19 protein-coding genes and 1 pseudogene are annotated in these 16,969 nt (G+C 61.3%); 5 read left to right on the top strand and 15 right to left on the bottom strand.

Annotated elements, in window-relative coordinates; translation table 11 throughout:
• Window positions 1-3 precede the first annotated feature (3 nt).
• Together TU75_RS13420 and TU75_RS13415 are read right to left on the bottom strand one after the other, a co-directional pair.
• A complete protein-coding gene (locus TU75_RS13420; protein WP_015371708.1) occupies window positions 4-810 on the bottom strand; it encodes an alkaline phosphatase family protein in 807 nt (268 codons plus the stop codon).
• Window positions 811-925: 115 nt separating this feature from the next.
• A complete protein-coding gene (locus tag TU75_RS13415; protein ID WP_003231877.1) occupies window positions 926-2,002 on the bottom strand; it encodes an ABC transporter substrate-binding protein in 1,077 nt (358 codons plus the stop codon).
• A gap of 346 nt (window positions 2,003-2,348) precedes the next feature.
• On the opposite strand from TU75_RS13415, the gene TU75_RS13410 reads away from it, so the two are divergent.
• The gene (locus TU75_RS13410; protein WP_003231876.1) at window positions 2,349-3,062 is read left to right on the top strand and encodes a UTRA domain-containing protein; all 714 of its coding nucleotides are present in this window, start codon (window positions 2,349-2,351) and stop codon (window positions 3,060-3,062) included.
• Between the two features lie 42 nt (window positions 3,063-3,104).
• Here TU75_RS13410 and TU75_RS13405 read toward each other — a convergent pair whose 3' ends face one another.
• The 9 genes from TU75_RS13405 to soxR form a co-directional block, all read right to left on the bottom strand.
• A complete protein-coding gene (locus TU75_RS13405) occupies window positions 3,105-4,070 on the bottom strand; it encodes a metal ABC transporter solute-binding protein, Zn/Mn family (RefSeq protein WP_060549205.1) in 966 nt (321 codons plus the stop codon).
• Window positions 4,070-4,969, bottom strand: coding sequence for a metal ABC transporter permease (locus TU75_RS13400; protein ID WP_003231872.1), 900 nt, complete (start codon window positions 4,967-4,969; stop codon window positions 4,070-4,072). The genes TU75_RS13405 and TU75_RS13400 overlap by 1 nt, the downstream gene beginning before the upstream one ends.
• Window positions 4,966-5,712 carry a metal ABC transporter ATP-binding protein gene (locus TU75_RS13395; RefSeq protein ID WP_003231870.1) on the bottom strand — a complete coding sequence of 249 codons (747 nt, stop codon included), beginning with the start codon at window positions 5,710-5,712 and terminating at the stop codon, window positions 4,966-4,968. Before TU75_RS13395 ends, TU75_RS13400 begins: the two co-directional genes overlap by 4 nt.
• Entirely contained in the window at window positions 5,709-6,629 is a 921-nt protein-coding gene (locus TU75_RS13390) for a metal ABC transporter substrate-binding protein (RefSeq protein ID WP_060549204.1), read from the bottom strand. The genes TU75_RS13395 and TU75_RS13390 overlap by 4 nt, the downstream gene beginning before the upstream one ends.
• Before the next feature lie 19 nt (window positions 6,630-6,648).
• Window positions 6,649-7,209: a DUF6162 family protein gene (locus tag TU75_RS13385; protein WP_060549203.1), complete on the bottom strand. Its 561-nt coding sequence runs from the start codon at window positions 7,207-7,209 to the stop codon at window positions 6,649-6,651.
• Window positions 7,206-7,535, bottom strand: a complete 330-nt coding sequence (locus TU75_RS13380; protein WP_003231864.1) for a hypothetical protein — start codon at window positions 7,533-7,535, stop codon at window positions 7,206-7,208. Before TU75_RS13380 ends, TU75_RS13385 begins: the two co-directional genes overlap by 4 nt.
• Complete coding sequence (locus TU75_RS13375; protein ID WP_015371713.1) at window positions 7,532-8,068, bottom strand: hypothetical protein; 537 nt, start codon at window positions 8,066-8,068, stop codon at window positions 7,532-7,534. The genes TU75_RS13380 and TU75_RS13375 overlap by 4 nt, the downstream gene beginning before the upstream one ends.
• Window positions 8,065-9,258 carry a PepSY-associated TM helix domain-containing protein gene (locus TU75_RS13370; RefSeq protein ID WP_003231859.1) on the bottom strand — a complete coding sequence of 398 codons (1,194 nt, stop codon included), beginning with the start codon at window positions 9,256-9,258 and terminating at the stop codon, window positions 8,065-8,067. The genes TU75_RS13375 and TU75_RS13370 overlap by 4 nt, the downstream gene beginning before the upstream one ends.
• 218 nt (window positions 9,259-9,476) lie before the next feature.
• Window positions 9,477-9,926 (bottom strand): redox-sensitive transcriptional activator SoxR, encoded by a 450-nt coding sequence (gene soxR / locus TU75_RS13365; protein WP_060549202.1) that lies wholly within the window; start codon window positions 9,924-9,926, stop codon window positions 9,477-9,479.
• A 102-nt stretch (window positions 9,927-10,028) separates the two neighbouring features.
• On the opposite strand from soxR, the pseudogene TU75_RS13360 reads away from it, so the two are divergent.
• A pseudogene (locus TU75_RS13360) lies at window positions 10,029-10,394 on the top strand (antibiotic biosynthesis monooxygenase).
• On the opposite strand, the gene TU75_RS13355 reads toward TU75_RS13360, so the two are convergent.
• On the bottom strand, window positions 10,383-11,483 hold the full coding sequence (locus tag TU75_RS13355; protein ID WP_003231852.1) for a sigma-54 interaction domain-containing protein: 1,101 nt from the start codon (window positions 11,481-11,483) through the stop codon (window positions 10,383-10,385). The pseudogene TU75_RS13360 and the gene TU75_RS13355 overlap by 12 nt on opposite strands.
• Window positions 11,484-11,763: 280 nt before the next feature.
• Between TU75_RS13355 and TU75_RS13350 the strand changes: the two genes are divergently transcribed.
• The 3 genes from TU75_RS13350 (at window position 11,764) to TU75_RS13340 (ending at window position 15,283) form a co-directional block, all read left to right on the top strand.
• A complete protein-coding gene (locus TU75_RS13350) occupies window positions 11,764-12,033 on the top strand; it encodes a hypothetical protein (RefSeq protein WP_060549201.1) in 270 nt (89 codons plus the stop codon).
• Window positions 12,034-12,265: 232 nt separating this feature from the next.
• Window positions 12,266-13,426, top strand: coding sequence for a cysteine desulfurase family protein (locus tag TU75_RS13345; RefSeq protein WP_060549200.1), 1,161 nt, complete (start codon window positions 12,266-12,268; stop codon window positions 13,424-13,426).
• Window positions 13,427-13,474: 48 nt separating this feature from the next.
• Window positions 13,475-15,283, top strand: a complete 1,809-nt coding sequence (locus TU75_RS13340) for an aminopeptidase P family protein (RefSeq protein ID WP_060549199.1) — start codon at window positions 13,475-13,477, stop codon at window positions 15,281-15,283.
• A gap of 97 nt (window positions 15,284-15,380) precedes the next feature.
• On the opposite strand, the gene TU75_RS13335 is transcribed toward TU75_RS13340, so the two are convergent.
• From TU75_RS13335 to TU75_RS27875, 3 genes are all read right to left on the bottom strand, one after another.
• Window positions 15,381-15,662, bottom strand: coding sequence for a hypothetical protein (locus TU75_RS13335; protein WP_003231845.1), 282 nt, complete (start codon window positions 15,660-15,662; stop codon window positions 15,381-15,383).
• Window positions 15,663-15,826: 164 nt separating this feature from the next.
• Window positions 15,827-16,714 (bottom strand): threonine/homoserine exporter RhtA, encoded by an 888-nt coding sequence (gene rhtA, locus TU75_RS13330; RefSeq protein WP_060549198.1) that lies wholly within the window; start codon window positions 16,712-16,714, stop codon window positions 15,827-15,829.
• The coding region (locus TU75_RS27875; protein WP_211267970.1) for a hypothetical protein at window positions 16,714-16,969 on the bottom strand (256 nt) is incomplete at its 5' end. The genes rhtA and TU75_RS27875, both read right to left, overlap by 1 nt.

Genomic DNA, 16,969 nt, shown 5'->3' with positions numbered 1-16,969 from the left:
AGTTCACGTGAGCAACTCCCGGCACACCGGTTTGTCGTGGGGCACGCCGAGCAGTTCGCAGACCGTGCCGCACAGTTCGGTCTGCTTTGGCGCAGCGTCAGGGTTGAGGCTGAAGGCATTGCCGAGGACAAACAGCGGCACTTCGCGCTCTTCCGGCAGCAGGCCGTTGTGGGAACGGTCATTGTTCATGCCGTGATCGGCGGTGACCAGCACCTGGTAGCCCGCGTCGAGCCAGCCTTGCAGATAATCGGCCAGGATGATGTCGGCCGAGCGCGCGCTGTTGCGGTATTGCGCGGTGTCGAGGCCGTGCTTGTGGCCGGCGTCGTCGATGTTCATCGGGTGTATCAGCAGAAAGTCCGGTGTGTGCTTGAGCCGCAGGCTCTCGGCGTCGGCGAACAGGTGGGAATCGGGGTAGTGGTCATTCCAGTAGAAATGCCCGTGCTGGATCGCCAGCGTCTCGTCATCGGTGTGGCGGTCGCGGGCGGCGAGGAAGGGCGTGCGGTTATACAGTTCGCTGATCCAGTGATAAGCCGCCGCAGCCGTGGTCAGGCCGGCGTCGGTGGCATAGTGGAAAATGCTGCGCTGGTTGGACAGGCGCGCGACCTGGTTGTGCACGATGCCGCTCTGGATCGGCGGCACACCGGTGAGGATGCATTCATACAGCGGGCGGGACAGGGCGGGCAGTTCACATTCCACTGTGTAGAGGGCTGCGCGTCCTGCGCCGACATAGGCCTGCAAGTGTCCCATGGCGTGTCTCGCAACCTCGAAGTTCAGGCCGTCGAGCACGACAAGGATGACAGTGTGCTTCATGGGGGCTGGCGCTCCGCAACAGAGGGGTTGACTCGATACTGAATTGAAGCTGGATCAACTGTGGGAGCAGGCAAGCCAGCTCCCACACTGGCTGTATTTCTGGCAGAAACTGCGATTACTTCATCTCTACGATGACCTGCTCGTTCCACAGTTGCGGCAGCTTCTTGGAGGTTGCTTCCCAGGCATCCGCGTCCTTGATCGGCTGCGGGTTGGCCTTGGTGTACTGCTCGGCAGGGACCAGGTTCTTGGCGATGTCGGCCGGCAGTTTCAGGTCTGTTTCGGCACGGATCGGACGCGCATTACCCTTGGCCAGGGCCAGTTGGCCGGCATCGCTGAACACGTATTCGCGGGTCAGCTTGGCGGCGTTGGGGTGCTTGGCGTATTTGTTGATGATGGTGGTGTAGCCGGACTTCACCGAGCCGTCCGACGGGATCAGCACCACGTAGTCATCCGGGTTGGCCATCTTGGCTTTGTAGCTCAGACCGTTGAAGTCCCAGACGATGCCCACTTCGACTTCGCCCTTTTCCATGGTGGCGATGGTCGGGTTGGACAGTGACAGGCGACCTTGCTGGGCAATCTTGGTGAAGAACTGCAGGCCGGGTGCGATGTTCTTTTCATCGCCCTTGTTGGCGATGGCAGCGGCCAGTACGGCGTTGGAGGCCTGGGCCGCCGTGCTCACGTCACCCACCGACACCTTGTACTTGCCGGTTTGCAGGTCTGACCAACGGGTCGGCACTTCGGAGCCGTGCAGCAGTTTTTTGTTGACGACAAACGCGATGGTGCCGGTGTAGGCCAAAGCCCAGTGACCGTCCTTGTCCTTCGCCCAATCCGGTATCGAAGCCCAGTTGGACGGCTTGTACGGCTGCGTCACGCCCTGCTTGACCGCGAGCGGACCGAAGGCTGCGCCCACGTCGCCGATATCCCCGCTGGCGTTGTCTTTTTCGGCTTTGAACTTGGCAATTTCCTGGGCCGAGCTCATGTCGGTGTCGATGTGTTTTAGGCCGTAGAGCCGGGTCATGTCCGCCCAGATGCCTCCCCAGTTGGCCCAATCGTCGGGCATGCCGAGGCTGTTGACGGCGCCTTCACTCCTGGCGGCCGCTTCAAGGGTTTTCAAATCGGTATCAGCGGCCATGGCGGTAGTGCACAGGGCAATGGTCGAGCCTAACAGTGATGCCAGGAAAAGCTGTTTCATCCGAAGCTCCTTTGGGCGTTTTCAACGCGGCGTTTTAGCGGGCTGTGTTGTTGGTCTAGGTCAGAGCAATACCTGAGCCAATCTAGACGCGGTGGATGACAGTTTCGTGTCGATGTCGTTTTTGAAACGCCAATGTCGTCTGGCGCTGACTTAGCGTAGACCATGCTCAAGTGCCCGCAGGCCAGGGACTTGGCCGATGTATTGCAAGGTTTTTGCGTGAGTCGGGCAGCGGCTGTCATCTGTCGGTCATCTGTACTGCCTAGGCTGACACGGCAAGAAACAGGAGCGGTTATGCAGGGTTTTGTGCCCTCCAATGGTGCTGGTCTAGTCCAGATAGGTAACGTTGATGCGGGATGAGGCAATCAAGGCGGTAACCTCCATTGGCCTGGCGCTGCAGGAGCAGATCAACCACGGGCTGCTGGCGCCGGCGAGCAAACTGCCGGCCGAGCGCAAGCTCAGCGAGCTGTTCGGCACCACGCGCATCACGGTGCGCGAAGCCTTGTTGCAACTGGAGGCGCAAGGGCAGATTTACCGCGAGGAGCGCCGTGGCTGGTTTGTCTCGCCGCCACGATTGGCCTACAACCTCATACAGCGCAGCCACTTTCACGCGATGGTGGCCGAGCAGGGGCGGGTAGCCTCCACCGAAGTGATTTGCGCACGGCTGCAACCGGCATCGGCGGCGGTGTGCGCGTGGTTGCAATTGCCGGCGTTGTCCAGCGTGATCCAGATTTGCCGCAGTCGGCGGATCGATGGCCGGCTGGTGCTGTACGTGGAGCACTACCTGAACCCGCAGTACTTTCCGGGGATTCTTGAGTGCGACCTGAATCAATCGATGACCGAGTTGTATGCGCGCATTTACGACCTGCATTACGGTCGCGTGCGCTTCGAGATTGTGCCGACCTCACTGCCGGTCGAGGCCGCCGCTGCATTGCGCGTGTCGGCGGGTAGCCCGGGCTTGCGGATTGCGCGGGTCAATTATGACCAGCACCAGCGGTTGATCGACTGCGACCTGGAGTTCTGGCGACATGATGCGATTCATGTCGGGGTTGATGTGGTGTGAGAAACAACGTGTGGGAGGGGGGATGCTCCCACAGGCTGAGTGTCAGTCAGTGGCGAGGGCCTTGATCACCTGATCCACGTTGGTTTCCAGCTCTGCCACCGGGTCGGCACCGTCGACGTTAAGCACCAGCAGCTTCGCTCCGCCTTCGGTGATGGCTGCCTTCACCGCCTCACTCGGCTGGCGATGATGCAGCACCACCGCCACATCGTTTTCCTTCAGCTCAGCACTGAGCTTTTGCAAATCCTCGGGCGTCCACTGGGCGTCAGGGCGGGCGTCTTTGCGCAATGCTTCCAGGTTCAGGCTGCTGACCAGATAAGCGAAGTGATCGCTCAGGCTCACCACGCTCAGGTTGTCCGCCTTGGCCAGCCGTGCCTCGCTGTCGGCGCTGAGGTTGAGCAGGCGGTGTTTGAGTGCGGCCAGATTGGCGTCGATCTTCACCTTGGCGCCGGGCGCCAGGCGACTGAGGTCGGCGGCCATCACATCGGCCATGCGTCCCATGTTGTTGCTGGACTGCCACGGCTGGCTGTTCAGCCCATCGGCGGCGCCTGGCTGCAGGGCGATGCCCGGCAAGCCTCCATCCACCGGGCGCGCTGCATCGACCTCAACGATGCGGATGTTGCTGCGGCGCGCCACTGGATAAAGCGGGTCGTCCGGCCACAGTGAGCGCAGCCCGATGGCCGCGTCGGCGTCCTGGGCAAGGGTGCCCAGCGCCTGGGCGCCGCGCCCGGTGAAGTAGGACACCTGCCGCGAGCCGGGCAGGTTGGCCGGCGCGGCGCGTTCCAATAGCACATCGGTGCCGTTGAGCAGCATCTCGGCCAGGCCGTAGGTGATGGGCAGCGAAGCCAGCACCTTGATCGGCTTGACGGATTTGGCCTTGATCAGCGCGGCATGGCCGAGCCCGTGATTGGCGACGAAATCCTTTGTGTGGAAACCATCCACCACAGCCAGCGCCGGTGTACTGAGCAAGCAAGCGATGGCCAGGGCCAATGGGCGACATACAGGGCGCATTATCCAAGATTCCCTTTGAGGCTGGGCACGGTGCCGCGCGCGATGGCGGCCACGGCGAAAGCGATGCCGGCTACCAGTATGATCGCGGCGCCGGACGGAACAGGCAGGTCGAAGATGATTGGCAGCAGAATGCCGCACAGGGTACTGACGGTGGCGATCAGCACCGAGATCCAGAAAAAACCCTTGAGCGATTGGCTCAACAGGCGCGCCGCCGCCGCCGGAATCACCAGCAGAGCACCCACCAGAATGGCACCGATCACCTTGACCGCCGCCACGGTGATCAGCGTCACCAGAATCACGAACAGGTAGTCCAGGGTCTTCACCGCCACCCCGCGCACCGCCGCCAGCTGCGGGTTGAAGCTGGCCAGCATGATGCGGTTGTACAGCGGCAACGCGAGGGCCATCACCAGCGCACCGACAATCGCCAGCACCAGCAGATCATTGCCGTTGACGGTCAGCACCGAGCCGAACAGCACGTTCTCGAGGATGTGCACGTTGATTTTGCCGGCCAGGATCAGCAGCAGGCTCGCCCCCAGCGCCAGGGACACCGACAGGAACACGCCGATCAAGGTGTCCGGCGCCAGACCGGTGCGGTTGCGCAGGTAGTTGAGCAGGATGCCGAACAACAGGCAGTAGCCGAACAGGCTGCCATAGGGGCCGGTGTAGGGCTCGCCGAGCAGGATGCCCACGGCCACGCCGGTCAGCGCGGCGTGACCGACCGCCTCGGAGAAAAACGCAAAGCGCTTGACCACCACCAGCGTGCCCAGGCCGCCCAGCACCGGACCGATCAGCAGGCCGGCGAGCAGGGCGTTGACCACAAAACCGTAGGCCAGTGCTTCTGGCAAATAACCAGACGAGGCCCAGCCCTGGACCATCAGGCGAAACGCTTCATAACTCATTGCGCCGGGCTCCGAGGGTGGGTGGAGAACAGGGTCAGCAGGCGATCCGGGGTGAGTGCTTCTTTAGGGGTGGCGTCGAACAGCACGCGGCGGTTCAGGCCGGTGACGCGGTCTGCCAGGCGGCCAACGGCTTCCAGGTCGTGCTCGATCCACAGCACGGTGATGCCGGACGCGCGCCAGTCGTGCAGCAATCGCTCGAACACCTGGATACCCGCCTCATCGAGGGCCGACATCGGTTCGTCCAGCACCAGCAAATGCGGGGCCGGGATCAGGCCCTGGGCCAGCAGGACGCGTTGGCGTTCACCACCGGACAGCGCGCCCATGCGGCGCTTGCGTTTGTCCTGCATGCCGACACGTGCCAGCGCCTCGCCAATCGCTGCCGCGTAATGCCGCGACAGGCCGAGAAATGCCGGACGGCGCTGGCACATGGCGGCCATGAAATCGTCCACCGTCATCGGCAGGCCACGGTCGAATTCCAGCGCCTGGGGCACATAGCCGATGGTGCCGGGGCTGTGCGGCCATGTCAGGCTCAAGCGGCCCTGGTGCGGCGTCTGCCCCAGCAGGGTCTTGATCAACGAGCTTTTGCCGCCGCCGTTGGGGCCCACCAGGGCATGGATGCTGCCTGGCTGTACCTGGAAACCCACGCTGTCCAGAATCAGCGTGCGGCCCAGGGTGAGAGACACCTTGTCGAAGTCGATGGTCGGGCCGACGCTGGCGAGGTTGAGGTGTTCAGCCGCCGTCATGCCCCCGACTCCTGAATTGCGCGCACGACCGTGTTGAGGTTGCCGGTCATTTCCACTTCATACTTTTCGGCGCTGTAGTCACCGTAGGAAATGTGCGACAGCGGGTACAGCGTTACGCCTGACTCACGCTGGATGGTGTCGACATAGGTAGACGGGAAATCCATCTCCGAGAAGATCACTTTCACGTCCAGTGCACGCAGCTCATCGATGGTCTTCTTCAACTGGCTGGGGCTCGGTTCGATCCCATGGGCCGGTTCGACCACGGCGGTGACTTCCAGGCCGAACTCGCGCAGCAGGTAGTCGTAGGCTGCGTGCACAGTGGCCACGCGCAAGTCCGGGTTGGGCGCGCGGGTGAGCTTGGCCAGAGCGTCGGCGCGCATCTGGCGCAGGCGCTTGCCGTAGGCGCGGGCGTTGCGGGTGTAGGCACTGGCGTTGTCCGGGTCGAGCTTGCCCAGCTCGCGGGCAATGTTGTTGACCTGGGCTATCGACGCGCTGATCGACAGGAACGTGTGCGGGTTGACCACTTTGCCCGCACCGCGCGCGGCATTGCCGGTGGCGGCCAGCAGTGGCACGTTGGCGTTGGCTTCGATCACGGGGATGTCCGGGCGCTCGCTGGTGGCGATCATGCGGTCGGCGAAGTCGTCATGGCCGACGCCGTTGAGCACGATCACGTCGAGGGTGCCGATGCGTTTGATGTCTTCGGCGCGCGGTTCGTAGGCGTGGGGGTTGAAGCCGGCCGGGATCAACGGCACCACGTCGGCCTTGTCGCCGACAATGTTGGCCACGTAGCTGTAATAAGGGTGCAGGGTGATACCGATGCGCAGGCGTTTGGCCGCCTCGGCGTTGGCGAGGGGAGCCAGTAGCAGGCTGAGCAGGCCAACCAGTAACAGGCGCAACAGGGGAGATGAAATAGACATAAGCAATCGGTCTTCTCGTTCAGTGACGGTGCTGGCGGGTGACGCCGGCATCGAATTGCGCGACTACCTGCCGCCAGCCGGCGGCGATCAGTGCCTGGTCAGTAAGGTCGGAGGGGGCGGCGACATGGGCGCTGCGGTTGAGCCAGATATCCGGCTCGCTGCCCTGCACGCGCATCAGCAGTGAACCGCTGGTGGCCGGTGCCTGGCTCAGGCCCAGGTAGGTCGCCGGCGCCAGCAATTGCCAGCGGTGGTCGCCACGGCTGACCGAGCTGGCGTCCTGGGCAAATGGCGCGAACCCTTCTGCGGCCAGTTGCTCAGGCGTTGGCAGCGCGTTTTGTTCCTGCCGTAGCAGATGGATTTCGTCCAGCGTCACCCGCAGGTCGGCGTAGATGCCTTGCTCGGCGGCGCTCAGATCGCGGCGGGCGTCCAACTGATGGCTGGGCACGGCGGCCACTTCTCGGGATTCACCGTGCAACGCCACCACGCTGCCCGCTACCGCGAGGATGATCAGGCACAGCAGCAACACGTAGAGGGTTTCGTGGCCGGCCCCGGCAGGGCGTACAACCTGTGGGGTACTCATTGCGGCTGGATATCCGCTTGGTCAATTTCCACCACATGGCCAGGGCCCGCATCGAACAGCACGTAGAACTCGGCCGAAGGCTTCTTGAAGGTCAGGGTCGAATCCTCGCCAAGCTTGCCTGGCACCAGGATGGTCTCGTCGTAGCCGATCACGTCGAGGGTCACGCCGGGTGCGCCACTGCCGTCGGAAAAGCCGCCCTTGCACTGGATCTGCTCGCCGGGGATTTCCTTGCATTCGCACATCGGGTTGTGGGCCAGCGCTGGGGTACTGAGGCCGGCGCACAGCAGCAGGGCTGCGGCGACTCGGGTCAGGCGCATCATGTTCATGGTTTGACTCCTTGCTTGTTCAGCCAGGCAATGGTGGCAGGCGAGGCCTGGCTCAGCGGTATGGAACCCTGGTGCATCGTGCCGTCCCAGCCTTCCATGGTGACCCACAGTTCGGCGTCGGCCGGCGTGCGTTCCGGCACGGGCAGGGCGGCGCCCATGCGATACGGCGTACCGAAGAAGATCACCCCGGCGGCACGCAGGCTGCGGGGTTTGCCGATACGCAGGTAGGTGGCCTTGACCTGTTCGGTGCAGCTGTCGCACAGGGCGGCGTTGAAAAACTTCATCGGGCCGGCCGGGTCGGGGCTTGGACCTTCGTTGCGAAATTCAGCGAGGGTCAGGCTCCAGGGCCCGACCTGCACCTGGCCGGCCACCCGCTCGCCCAGGCCGGTGTCACCGCGAAACAGCGCGGCGTCGGCAAAGTATTTGGGCATGAAACCCAGGGGGATCAACAGCAGCAGGACATTGATATGAAAGCGCCATTTGCGCCAGAAGGCGCGCAGTGGCGACGCCGGTACAGCGGCAACCTTGCTCATGAGTGGGCCTCCGAGGTCTCGGCCAGTTTCGCAATCGGCGCCCGCTGAACTTTGGCTTCGCGCTTGAGGGCATTGAGCGTGGCCAGCGCCGTGCGCTTGGTCCAGATCAACAGGCCGCTCAATACCATCATGCTCAGCACCAGGCCGAAGAAGGCCCAGATCAGCTTGATCCACAGCCCGCCAAAATCACCGGTGTGCAGTGGACGCATGGATTCGGTGACGAACTCCAGCGTGCTGCGGTCGGACAACAGGTGCGACACGGCGATTTCACCGTTATAGGGGTTCAGTTGCGCGGTCTGGAACATCAACGGGTACCAGCCCCGGCCGCCGATCTGCAGATGGCTGTAGGCATTGAGCGGCAGGAAGGCGAAGGTGGCGTCCAGCCCGGGAATGCGCTGGGTGGCGATTTCGATTGCCTCGTCCAGCGCAATCATGGGCGCCGGCACGCCAGGGGCCGACAACGGCACCTTGTCGCGGGCTATCACCGGCACGATGGGCTCGCTGGAGATGGAAATCTGGTTGTCGCCCAGAATCGCCTGGATCAGGAACCAGGTACCGGTGATGGAAATCACGGCGATGAACCAGATCGACCAGATCCCGCTCAGACGGTGAAAGTCGCCCCAGAAAATGCGCGCGCCGTGGCGGATGCGCAGGGTCGGACGCAGGAAGCCTTTCCAGAAGCGCTTGTACACAACCAACCCGGTGACCAGCGATGCCAGCAGCGGCAGACCGAGCAGCGACACCAGGTACCAGCCCCAACTGTAGCCATTGGTGAACGGCACCAGCCACCAGCCGTGAAGGGCGCGGGTGAATTGCTGGAAGTTGAACGACGGACTGATGCCCTGGATGGCGCCGGTATAAGGGTTGGCGTAGGCCTCAACCGTGCGGCCATCGGGGTAGCTGAGGCCGACGGTCAGGGCAAAGTGTGATTCATCGGGACGGATGATCGATCGCACGATTGCCTTGGGCTCGTCGCGCCTGATGGCGGCGATCACCTGGTCGAAGCTCAGCGGTTCGGCATCATCCGACGGTTTGCTCGCGCGGATATCCGGGTTGGCCAGCCACACGATTTCCTGGCTGACCACTGCCAGGGTGCCGGTGACGCAGACGATCAGCACGAAGAACCAGATGGGCAACGCCAGCCAGCTGTGTACGAGAAACCAGAGTTTTGAGCGTGACTTCTTCGACATGTCAATGTGGGTCTTGATGGGAGAGGGCGCTGCAGGCCCGGGAAAGGCCGGTCGTAGCTTTTGCTGACGCGACAGGCTGTATCTAAGTTAAGACGGATGAGGATGAGAAATCCCCAAGGCGCAAATGAAAGAAAATGTTTCAGGTGGTCGTATCGTGCTCTTGTGGGAGCGGCAAGCCTGCTCCCAAATGAGTTCTCGTAGATCGAACGAGCGCCGTATCAGGGGGTTGGGGTGGGTTCCAGCAACTGCGCCCCCGGCCCGCGCTCACCGAGTTCATCGTTCTGGTTGCGCAGCGGACACGCCTCCAGCGACAGGCATCCGCAGCCGATGCAGCCGTTGAGCTTGTCGCGCAGCAGCGTCAGCTTATTGATGCGTTCATCCAGGTCTTCCCGCCATTGCGCCGACAGGCGCTCCCAATCCCGGGCATCCGGCGTGCGGCCGTCCGGCAGCGCCTGCAATGCCTCGCCGATGGCCGCCAGTGGAATGCCCAGGCGCTGGGCGATCTTGATCACCACCACGCGCCGCAGCACATCCCGCGGGTAACGCCGCTGGTTGCCAGCATTGCGATTGCTCTGGATCAGCCCCTTGGTCTCGTAGAAATGCAGAGCCGTGACCGCTACGCCGCTGCGGGCGGCAAGTTGGCCGACGGTGAGTGCCTTGTTGAGCATGAAAAAACTCCCTGGATGAGGCTTGACCTTGACTTAACTCGAGGTTTTAACCTGCATGGCATTGAATCGCAAGATTCTGCCTACAGAGAGAGGGGAGTGTTCATGCAGGTATTAGAGAAAAATCGCAGCTTCACTCAACTGATCGAGTTTCAGATCGAGCCCCGGTAGCAGGGGCCGCTGGTGGCCGCTCTGTGTACTCAAAGCGAGCGCCTGGCCGAGGCCCATGGTGGTTTTTTGAGTGCCAGCGTGCAGGTCAGTGACGATGGTCGGCGCGTGCTCAACTGCCTGCAATGGCGGACCCGCGAGGAGGGGGAAGCGGCGTTCCAGCGTTTTGAGCAGGGCGAAGAGAGCTTCTGGGCGCTGATCCGTGCGCACCAGGCTCGGGCTGTGACCTTTGGTTCATTCCAGGTGCTGCGCAGTTTTGAGCGTAGCCATGACGATGCCTTGCACTGCCGCCTAAACGGATAGGTGCAGTACACGCTCGCCTTGCATGTTTGCGCCGGGCCGCCGTTTGTTTACCGCCAGCTCGCCGATCTTGATCAGGCGTGTGCGCGTTACATTACGGCTCAGGCCCAGCAGATTGGCCGTATGCACCTGGTTGTAATGGCTGAAGCGGTAGGCGGCGCGCAGCAGCGCGTCTTCGACTTTTTCATGCAGGGCGCCGGCCTGTTCTTCGAACAGTTTTTGAAACGCACGGGCGAGCAGGGCTTCGGCACTGTTGTCGATGTGCGGGCTGTCGTCCTGGCGTTCGATGCGCAGGTTCGACAGACGCAGGTCGTCGCGTTCAATCACGCGGTTACGGCAGATCAGCAGCGTGTGGTGGATGACGTTTTCCAGCTCGCGGATATTGCCCGGCCAGCTATAGCCTTGAAGTTTCTGCTCGGCCTCGCGGCTGATGCTGATCGAGCCGTAGCCCAGGCGCCGGCTGTAGGCTTCGATAAAGTGTCGCACCAGCGGCATGATGTCGCCGGGGCGCTCGCGCAACGGGCTGAGTTCCAGGCTGACCACGTCCAGTCGGTAATAAAGGTCCTCGCGAAAATGTCCGGCGTTGATGGCTTTTTCCAGTTGTACATTGGTGGCCGCGAGCACGCGCACATCGATAGGGATGCTCTTGCGCGACCCCAGCCGCACCACTTCGCGCTCTTGCAATACGCGTAATAACTTGACCTGGATGGCCATTGGCAAATCGCCGATCTCATCCAGAAACAGCGTGCCGCCATCCGCCTCCTCGAACCAGCCGGCCTTGGCGCCAAGGGCGCCGGTGAACGCGCCTTTTTCATGGCCGAACAGTTCGGCTTCCACCAGTGATTCGGAAAACGCGCCGCAGTTGACCGCCACAAATGGCCGGTTTCGCCGCGCGCTGAGGTTGTGGATATGACGCGCCACCAGCTCTTTACCGGTGCCGGTCTCGCCGATGATCAGCACGCTGGCTTCGCTGGGCGCCACTTGCTGAATGTGGTCGAGCAGCGCCTGGGATTTGGGGTCTTCAAACACTTGGGCCGTGGCGCGTATCGAGGTGGCCAGGGCGGGTGAGGGCGGTAGGGTCAAAAGCTGCATGGTTTGCTCACTCTTTGTTTGGCGAGGATCTCAGGCGTTGGTGGGCAGGGCATCGTTGCGTCTTCCAGGGGCGGGTTTCCTTACCCTTTATAGGAGGTTAGGTTTATTCCGTAAATGAACGTATTTCTCTATTTATAGATCATAATTGAATATTAAGGTCTTGCTGTCGAGTCGGGTGAAACGGTTGATAGCGACTATCACGGGCGGTGATTTTTCACCTTGCGAGGCCAGGAGTAGCCTGTGTTCATTGACTCGCAACCGACTTCCCAGGGCCATCGCCATGAACCGTTCACTCGCTGTTTTGCTACTGCTCGTTACCTCTGTATTGGCCGGATGTGCGACGCATCCGGCGCCGCAATTGCGTCCGTATACCGCTGAAGAAACCCGCCAATTGGAATTGGAAGCGCTGAGCCGTCGCGGCTTATCGTTTGATGAGTACCAACAGCAGCGCGCCGCATTGACCCGGCAGTCGTCCAAGCCGATTGGTTTTGATCGCCAGGGCGAGATGAATGCAGAGCGCAGCATCAAGTTGCTGGGCCGTCCCAGTTGAGCTTGCAGCAGGCGGCAAAAAGCCCGAGGTTTTCCAGGAGGAACCTCGGGCTTTTTGTTTGCCATGGGATCACTTCAGCCTGTTAAGCTGAATTTCAGGAGCGTTCCTACGCACATTTACATACAGTGGCCCTTTTTCAATGGCATTTGATCGGTTAAACCTGACGACCTCTGTTCTGGTCAATGCCCCGGGATGTTGCTCTCGGTAATACGCTCTGCGAGTTTTTAACGTCATGAATAAACGTCCGTTGTATTTCGACTACGCCGCCACCACTCCGGTGGATGAGCGAGTGATCCAGGTGATGGTCGAGTGCCTGGGCATCAATGCCAATTTCGGTAACCCCGCGTCCAGCTCCCATGCGTTTGGGCAGGCGGCCCGGCACACGGTTGAACAGGCACGTGGGCAGGTAGCCGAGTTGGTGGGGGCCCTGCCTGAGCAGATCGTCTGGACTTCCGGCGCTACCGAGTCCAGCAACCTCGCGATCAAGGGCGTGGCCCAGGCACGCGGTGTGGCGGGCGGGCATGTCATTACCAGCCAGATTGAGCACAAGGCCACGCTGGACACCGCACGGCAGTTGCAGGAAGCCGGTGTGGCGGTGACCTACCTGGTGCCGGACGCCGATGGCCTGATCAGTGCCGATGCGGTCAGCGAAGCATTGCGTGATGACACTTTTCTGGTCTCGCTGATGTTGGTGAACAACGAACTCGGCACCCTCACCGATATCCCGGCCATCGGCGCGCGCGTGCTAGCCCATGGCGCGTTGTTTCATGTGGACGCGGCGCAGGGGGCGGGCAAGGTGGTGATCGACCTGGCGCAATGGCCAGTGGATCTGATGTCGTTTTCCGCTCACAAGCTTTACGGTCCCAAGGGGATTGGTGCGTTGTATGTCGGGCCTCGTGCGCAGCAGAAGGTGCTAGCGCAGATTCACGGCGGTGGTCACGAGGGCGGACTGCGTTCCGGCACCTTGGCCACGCACCAGATTGCCGGCATGGGCACGGCATTCGCCCTGGCGGCGCAGTCCTTTGCCGAGGAGAAGGCGCAGATTGCAGCCTTGCGTCAGCGCTTGCTGGATCAATTGCAGTCGATTGCCGGCATGCGCCTCAACGGCAGCCCCACGCAGCGTGTTCCCCACACGTTGAGCCTCACGTTCAGTGAAGGCGAATTCAATGCCGCCGCACTGAGTGCAGGCATTGCGTTTTCAGCGACGTCGGCGTGCAACTCGGCAAGCAACGCGCCATCGCACGTCCTTTTGGCGCTGGGACATGATGCGCGTGCTGCCGGTCGTACCATTCGCTTGAGCCTCGGTCGGTTTACCACCGAGCAGGATATCGACGAGGCCGTGCAACTGATCAAGGCCGCAGTCGCCAGTGCACCGGCGTTCTGGGCCGTCTGAGTTTTGATTCGCACACATAATAATGATGAGTGATTAGCAGGAGACACAATGAGTACGCAGCCTTTGACCCACGGCACGGTTCCCCGTCGCCTGGCACTCACCCGTGAATTGATGAGCCGCGAGGGCATTCATGCCTTGCTGGTGCCGTCGGCCGACCCGCATTTGTCCGAATACCTGCCGGGTTACTGGCAGGGCCGTCAGTGGTTATCGGGGTTCCATGGCTCGGTTGGGACGTTGGTTGTTACCGCCGATTTTGCCGGTGTGTGGGCAGACAGCCGCTACTGGGAACAAGCGACCAAGGAGCTGAAGGGCAGCGGCATCGAGTTGGTCAAGCTGCAACCGGGTCAACCCGGCCCGCTCGAATGGCTGGCCGAACAGACTCCCGAAGGCGCTGTGGTGGCGGTGGATGGTGCGGTAATGGCCGTGGCCTCGGCGCGAACCCTGGGCGGCAAGCTGGCCGAGCGGGGCGCGCGTTTACGCACCGATATCGATGTGCTCGGTAGTGTCTGGCAGGACCGACCGACGCTGCCGAACCAGCCGATTTATCAGCATTTGCCGCCGCAGGCGACCGTCAGCCGTGGCGAGAAGCTCGCGGCCCTGCGCGCCAGCCTGGCAGAAAAGGGAGCCGCCTGGCATTTCATCGCGACCCTGGATGACATTGCCTGGTTGTTCAACCTGCGCGGCGCTGATGTGTCGTTCAACCCGGTGTTTGTGTCCTTTGCCTTGATCAGCCAGCAGCATGCCACCCTGTTTGTGGCCCTGAGCAAAGTCGACGCCGAGCTGCGTGCCGTGCTCGAGCAGGATGGCGTGACCTTGCGCGATTACAGCGAAGTGGCCGATGCGCTGCGTGCGGTGCCGTCGGGCGCCAGCTTGCAGATTGATCCGGCGCGGGTAACGGCGGGTTTGCTGGAAAATCTCGATGCTGGCGTCAAACTGGTCGAAGGCCTCAACCCGACCACGCTTGCCAAGTCCCGCAAGAGTCTGGCCGATGCGGAACATATCCGTCAGGCGATGGAGCAGGATGGTGCGGCCTTGTGCGAATTTTTCGCCTGGCTGGACAGCGCTCTGGGGCGCGAGCGTATTACCGAGCTGACGATTGATGAACACCTGACAGCTGCTCGAACACGTCGACCGGGTTATGTGTCGCTGAGTTTCAACACCATTGCTGCGTTCAACGCCAATGGCGCGATGCCGCACTATCACGCGACTGAAGAAGAACACGCGTTGATCGAGGGTGATGGCCTGCTGCTGATTGACTCAGGTGGCCAATACCTGGGGGGCACCACGGATATCACGCGGATGGTGCCCATCGGTACCCCGAGCGAAGAGCAGAAGCGCGACTGCACGCGGGTGCTCAAGGGCGTGATTGCCTTGTCACAGGCGCATTTCCCCAAGGGCATTCTGTCGCCGCTGCTGGATGCAATAGCACGTGCGCCGATCTGGGCTGAAGGCGTGGATTATGGCCATGGCACCGGTCACGGTGTGGGCTATTTCCTCAATGTGCACGAAGGCCCGCAGGTGATTGCCTATCAGGCGGCTGCCGCGCCACAGACCGCGATGCAGGCGGGGATGATTACGTCGATTGAGCCAGGCACGTATCGTCCGGGTCGTTGGGGGGTGCGTATCGAGAACCTGGTGTTGAACCGCGAGGCGGGTAAAACCGAGTTTGGTGAATTCCTGAGGTTTGAAACCCTGACCCTGTGTCCTATTGATACGCGTTGCCTGGAGCCGTCGTTGCTGACGGTCAATGAGCGAGTGTGGCTCAATGCTTACCATGCCGAGGTGCGTGAACGCTTGAGTCCATTGCTCAATGGCGCCGCGTTGGAGTGGTTACAGGTGCGTACTGTAGCTATCTGATGAGTTGCAGTGGGGGCGTCCGGGGCAGGGCGCTGCTGCTGCGATGGTCGAGCAGGCGGGATATGCAAGAGCAGTCATGGGCGGACTGCTCGGGCAATTACTTGCAGATAACGATCATGCTGCGGCTGGTGTAACCGGCAGGGTTGAGGCCGAACGGATAATCCCCCGGCTCTTCGGAGTTTTCACCGGACTTTGCGATAATCCGATAGCCCTTGGCGCCGCATGCATTGACTGCACTGGTGTAGCACTGGTCCCAGGATGAGGACAGGCCGGAACAGTTGATATGCAGTCCTTTTTTGCCCCGCTTAACTTCTGTCTTGGTGGTCGCGGCACAGCCTGAAACGGCCACGATCATTAACAGTATCAAAATTCGCTTCATTCCTATCCTTAAATAGCCGCCTGGCGAAAATGCTTGAAGCAGGCCGTGTTCGCTCTCGATTGCGTTCGCGCTGTCCTTGTCGAATTCTCCATGAGTGACATCTGTTTACGGCCTAAACATGGCCTAAAAAAGCGGCAAATACCATACCTGGTTTTGAAAGATGATCAGTCTACGGGCACCAGCGGTTTGGATTGGTTGCGCATTGTCAGGGTGGCGCCTACGGAGGCCAGGATGATGCAGGTGATTGCCATCCATTGCGCAAGGGAAAGATGCTCGTGCAGAAAAAACATACCCGAAAGCGCGCCGAATGCAGGTTCGATGCTCATCAGCGTGCCGAATGTGCGGGCAGGAAGCCGGGTGAGCGCGACCATCTCCAGGGTGTAGGGCAGGGCCGTTGAGAGAATAGCGACGCCAATGGCGACCGGGATCAGGGCTGGCGTCAACAATGCGGTGCCGGCGTGCACGATGCCGATCGGCGCTATGAACACCGCGGCTATCATGACGCCCAGGGCGGCGGTCTGTACGCCATTGTCGTTACCAGCCTTTTGCCCGAACAGTATGTAGAGCGCCCAGCACGCGCCTGCGCTCAGCGCGTAGGCAGCACCTGTCAGGTCAATGCCACTGCGGGTTTCGCCGGTCGGTATAAGCAGGAGCAGGCCGATGATCGCCAGTGCGATCCACAGAAAGTCTATTGCCCTGCGCGAGGCGTAGATTGCGACAGCGAGAGGACCGGTGAACTCAAGGGCGACCGCAATACCCAGTGGTACGGTGCGCAGCGACATATAGAAGAGGAAGTTCATGCCGCCCAGTGCTATCCCGTAGATGAACACGGTGCGCAGGGATCTTGCGGTAAACGTGGCGCGCCACGGTCGTAATATAAGCAACATGATGATACTGGCGAAAATCAGGCGCAAAGTGGTGGTGCCTTGTGCGCCAACGATCGGGAACATGCTCTTGGCGAGCGATGCACCGGTTTGGATAGAGGCCATGGCTATTAAAAGCAGGACTACCGGAAAGAGGGCCGATGCCAGGCTGCGGGGTGGGGTGCTCATTAAGGATGTTTGTCCGAAGTTATAAAGGCAGAGGCCGCTATGATGCTTAAAGGTGGCGTAATGAGCAATATATTGCTCATTGCTGGGGCCGTAGGGCTGGTCTGCAGAATTTGAGATGAATTGGCAGGGAATACAAAATTAAGGGTTGACGGCAGATTCTGGACGTCTATAATTCGCCCCACTTCCGGCGCAGTCGAAACGGAAAACTCCTTGGTAAACAAGTAGTTACGCGGAATTCGACAGCGGGTTGCTTCA

Source organism: Pseudomonas poae (assembly GCF_001439785.1).
GTDB classification, from domain to species: domain Bacteria; phylum Pseudomonadota; class Gammaproteobacteria; order Pseudomonadales; family Pseudomonadaceae; genus Aquipseudomonas; species Aquipseudomonas poae.
Note: the sequence above shows the minus strand (reverse complement) of the source record. Positions and strands in the feature narration are given on the sequence as shown.

Coding starts and splice junctions, on each gene's coding strand:
- TU75_RS13420 (WP_015371708.1), bottom strand. CDS start 810: ATGAAGCACACTGTCATCCTTGTCGTGCTCGACGGCCTGAACTTCGAG.
- TU75_RS13415 (WP_003231877.1), bottom strand. CDS start 2,002: ATGAAACAGCTTTTCCTGGCATCACTGTTAGGCTCGACCATTGCCCTG.
- TU75_RS13410 (WP_003231876.1), top strand. CDS start 2,349: ATGCGGGATGAGGCAATCAAGGCGGTAACCTCCATTGGCCTGGCGCTG.
- TU75_RS13405 (WP_060549205.1), bottom strand. CDS start 4,070: ATGCGCCCTGTATGTCGCCCATTGGCCCTGGCCATCGCTTGCTTGCTC.
- TU75_RS13400 (WP_003231872.1), bottom strand. CDS start 4,969: ATGAGTTATGAAGCGTTTCGCCTGATGGTCCAGGGCTGGGCCTCGTCT.
- TU75_RS13395 (WP_003231870.1), bottom strand. CDS start 5,712: ATGACGGCGGCTGAACACCTCAACCTCGCCAGCGTCGGCCCGACCATC.
- TU75_RS13390 (WP_060549204.1), bottom strand. CDS start 6,629: ATGTCTATTTCATCTCCCCTGTTGCGCCTGTTACTGGTTGGCCTGCTC.
- TU75_RS13385 (WP_060549203.1), bottom strand. CDS start 7,209: ATGAGTACCCCACAGGTTGTACGCCCTGCCGGGGCCGGCCACGAAACC.
- TU75_RS13380 (WP_003231864.1), bottom strand. CDS start 7,535: ATGAACATGATGCGCCTGACCCGAGTCGCCGCAGCCCTGCTGCTGTGC.
- TU75_RS13375 (WP_015371713.1), bottom strand. CDS start 8,068: ATGAGCAAGGTTGCCGCTGTACCGGCGTCGCCACTGCGCGCCTTCTGG.
- TU75_RS13370 (WP_003231859.1), bottom strand. CDS start 9,258: ATGTCGAAGAAGTCACGCTCAAAACTCTGGTTTCTCGTACACAGCTGG.
- soxR (WP_060549202.1), bottom strand. CDS start 9,926: ATGCTCAACAAGGCACTCACCGTCGGCCAACTTGCCGCCCGCAGCGGC.
- TU75_RS13355 (WP_003231852.1), bottom strand. CDS start 11,483: ATGCAGCTTTTGACCCTACCGCCCTCACCCGCCCTGGCCACCTCGATA.
- TU75_RS13350 (WP_060549201.1), top strand. CDS start 11,764: ATGAACCGTTCACTCGCTGTTTTGCTACTGCTCGTTACCTCTGTATTG.
- TU75_RS13345 (WP_060549200.1), top strand. CDS start 12,266: ATGAATAAACGTCCGTTGTATTTCGACTACGCCGCCACCACTCCGGTG.
- TU75_RS13340 (WP_060549199.1), top strand. CDS start 13,475: ATGAGTACGCAGCCTTTGACCCACGGCACGGTTCCCCGTCGCCTGGCA.
- TU75_RS13335 (WP_003231845.1), bottom strand. CDS start 15,662: ATGAAGCGAATTTTGATACTGTTAATGATCGTGGCCGTTTCAGGCTGT.
- rhtA (WP_060549198.1), bottom strand. CDS start 16,714: ATGAGCACCCCACCCCGCAGCCTGGCATCGGCCCTCTTTCCGGTAGTC.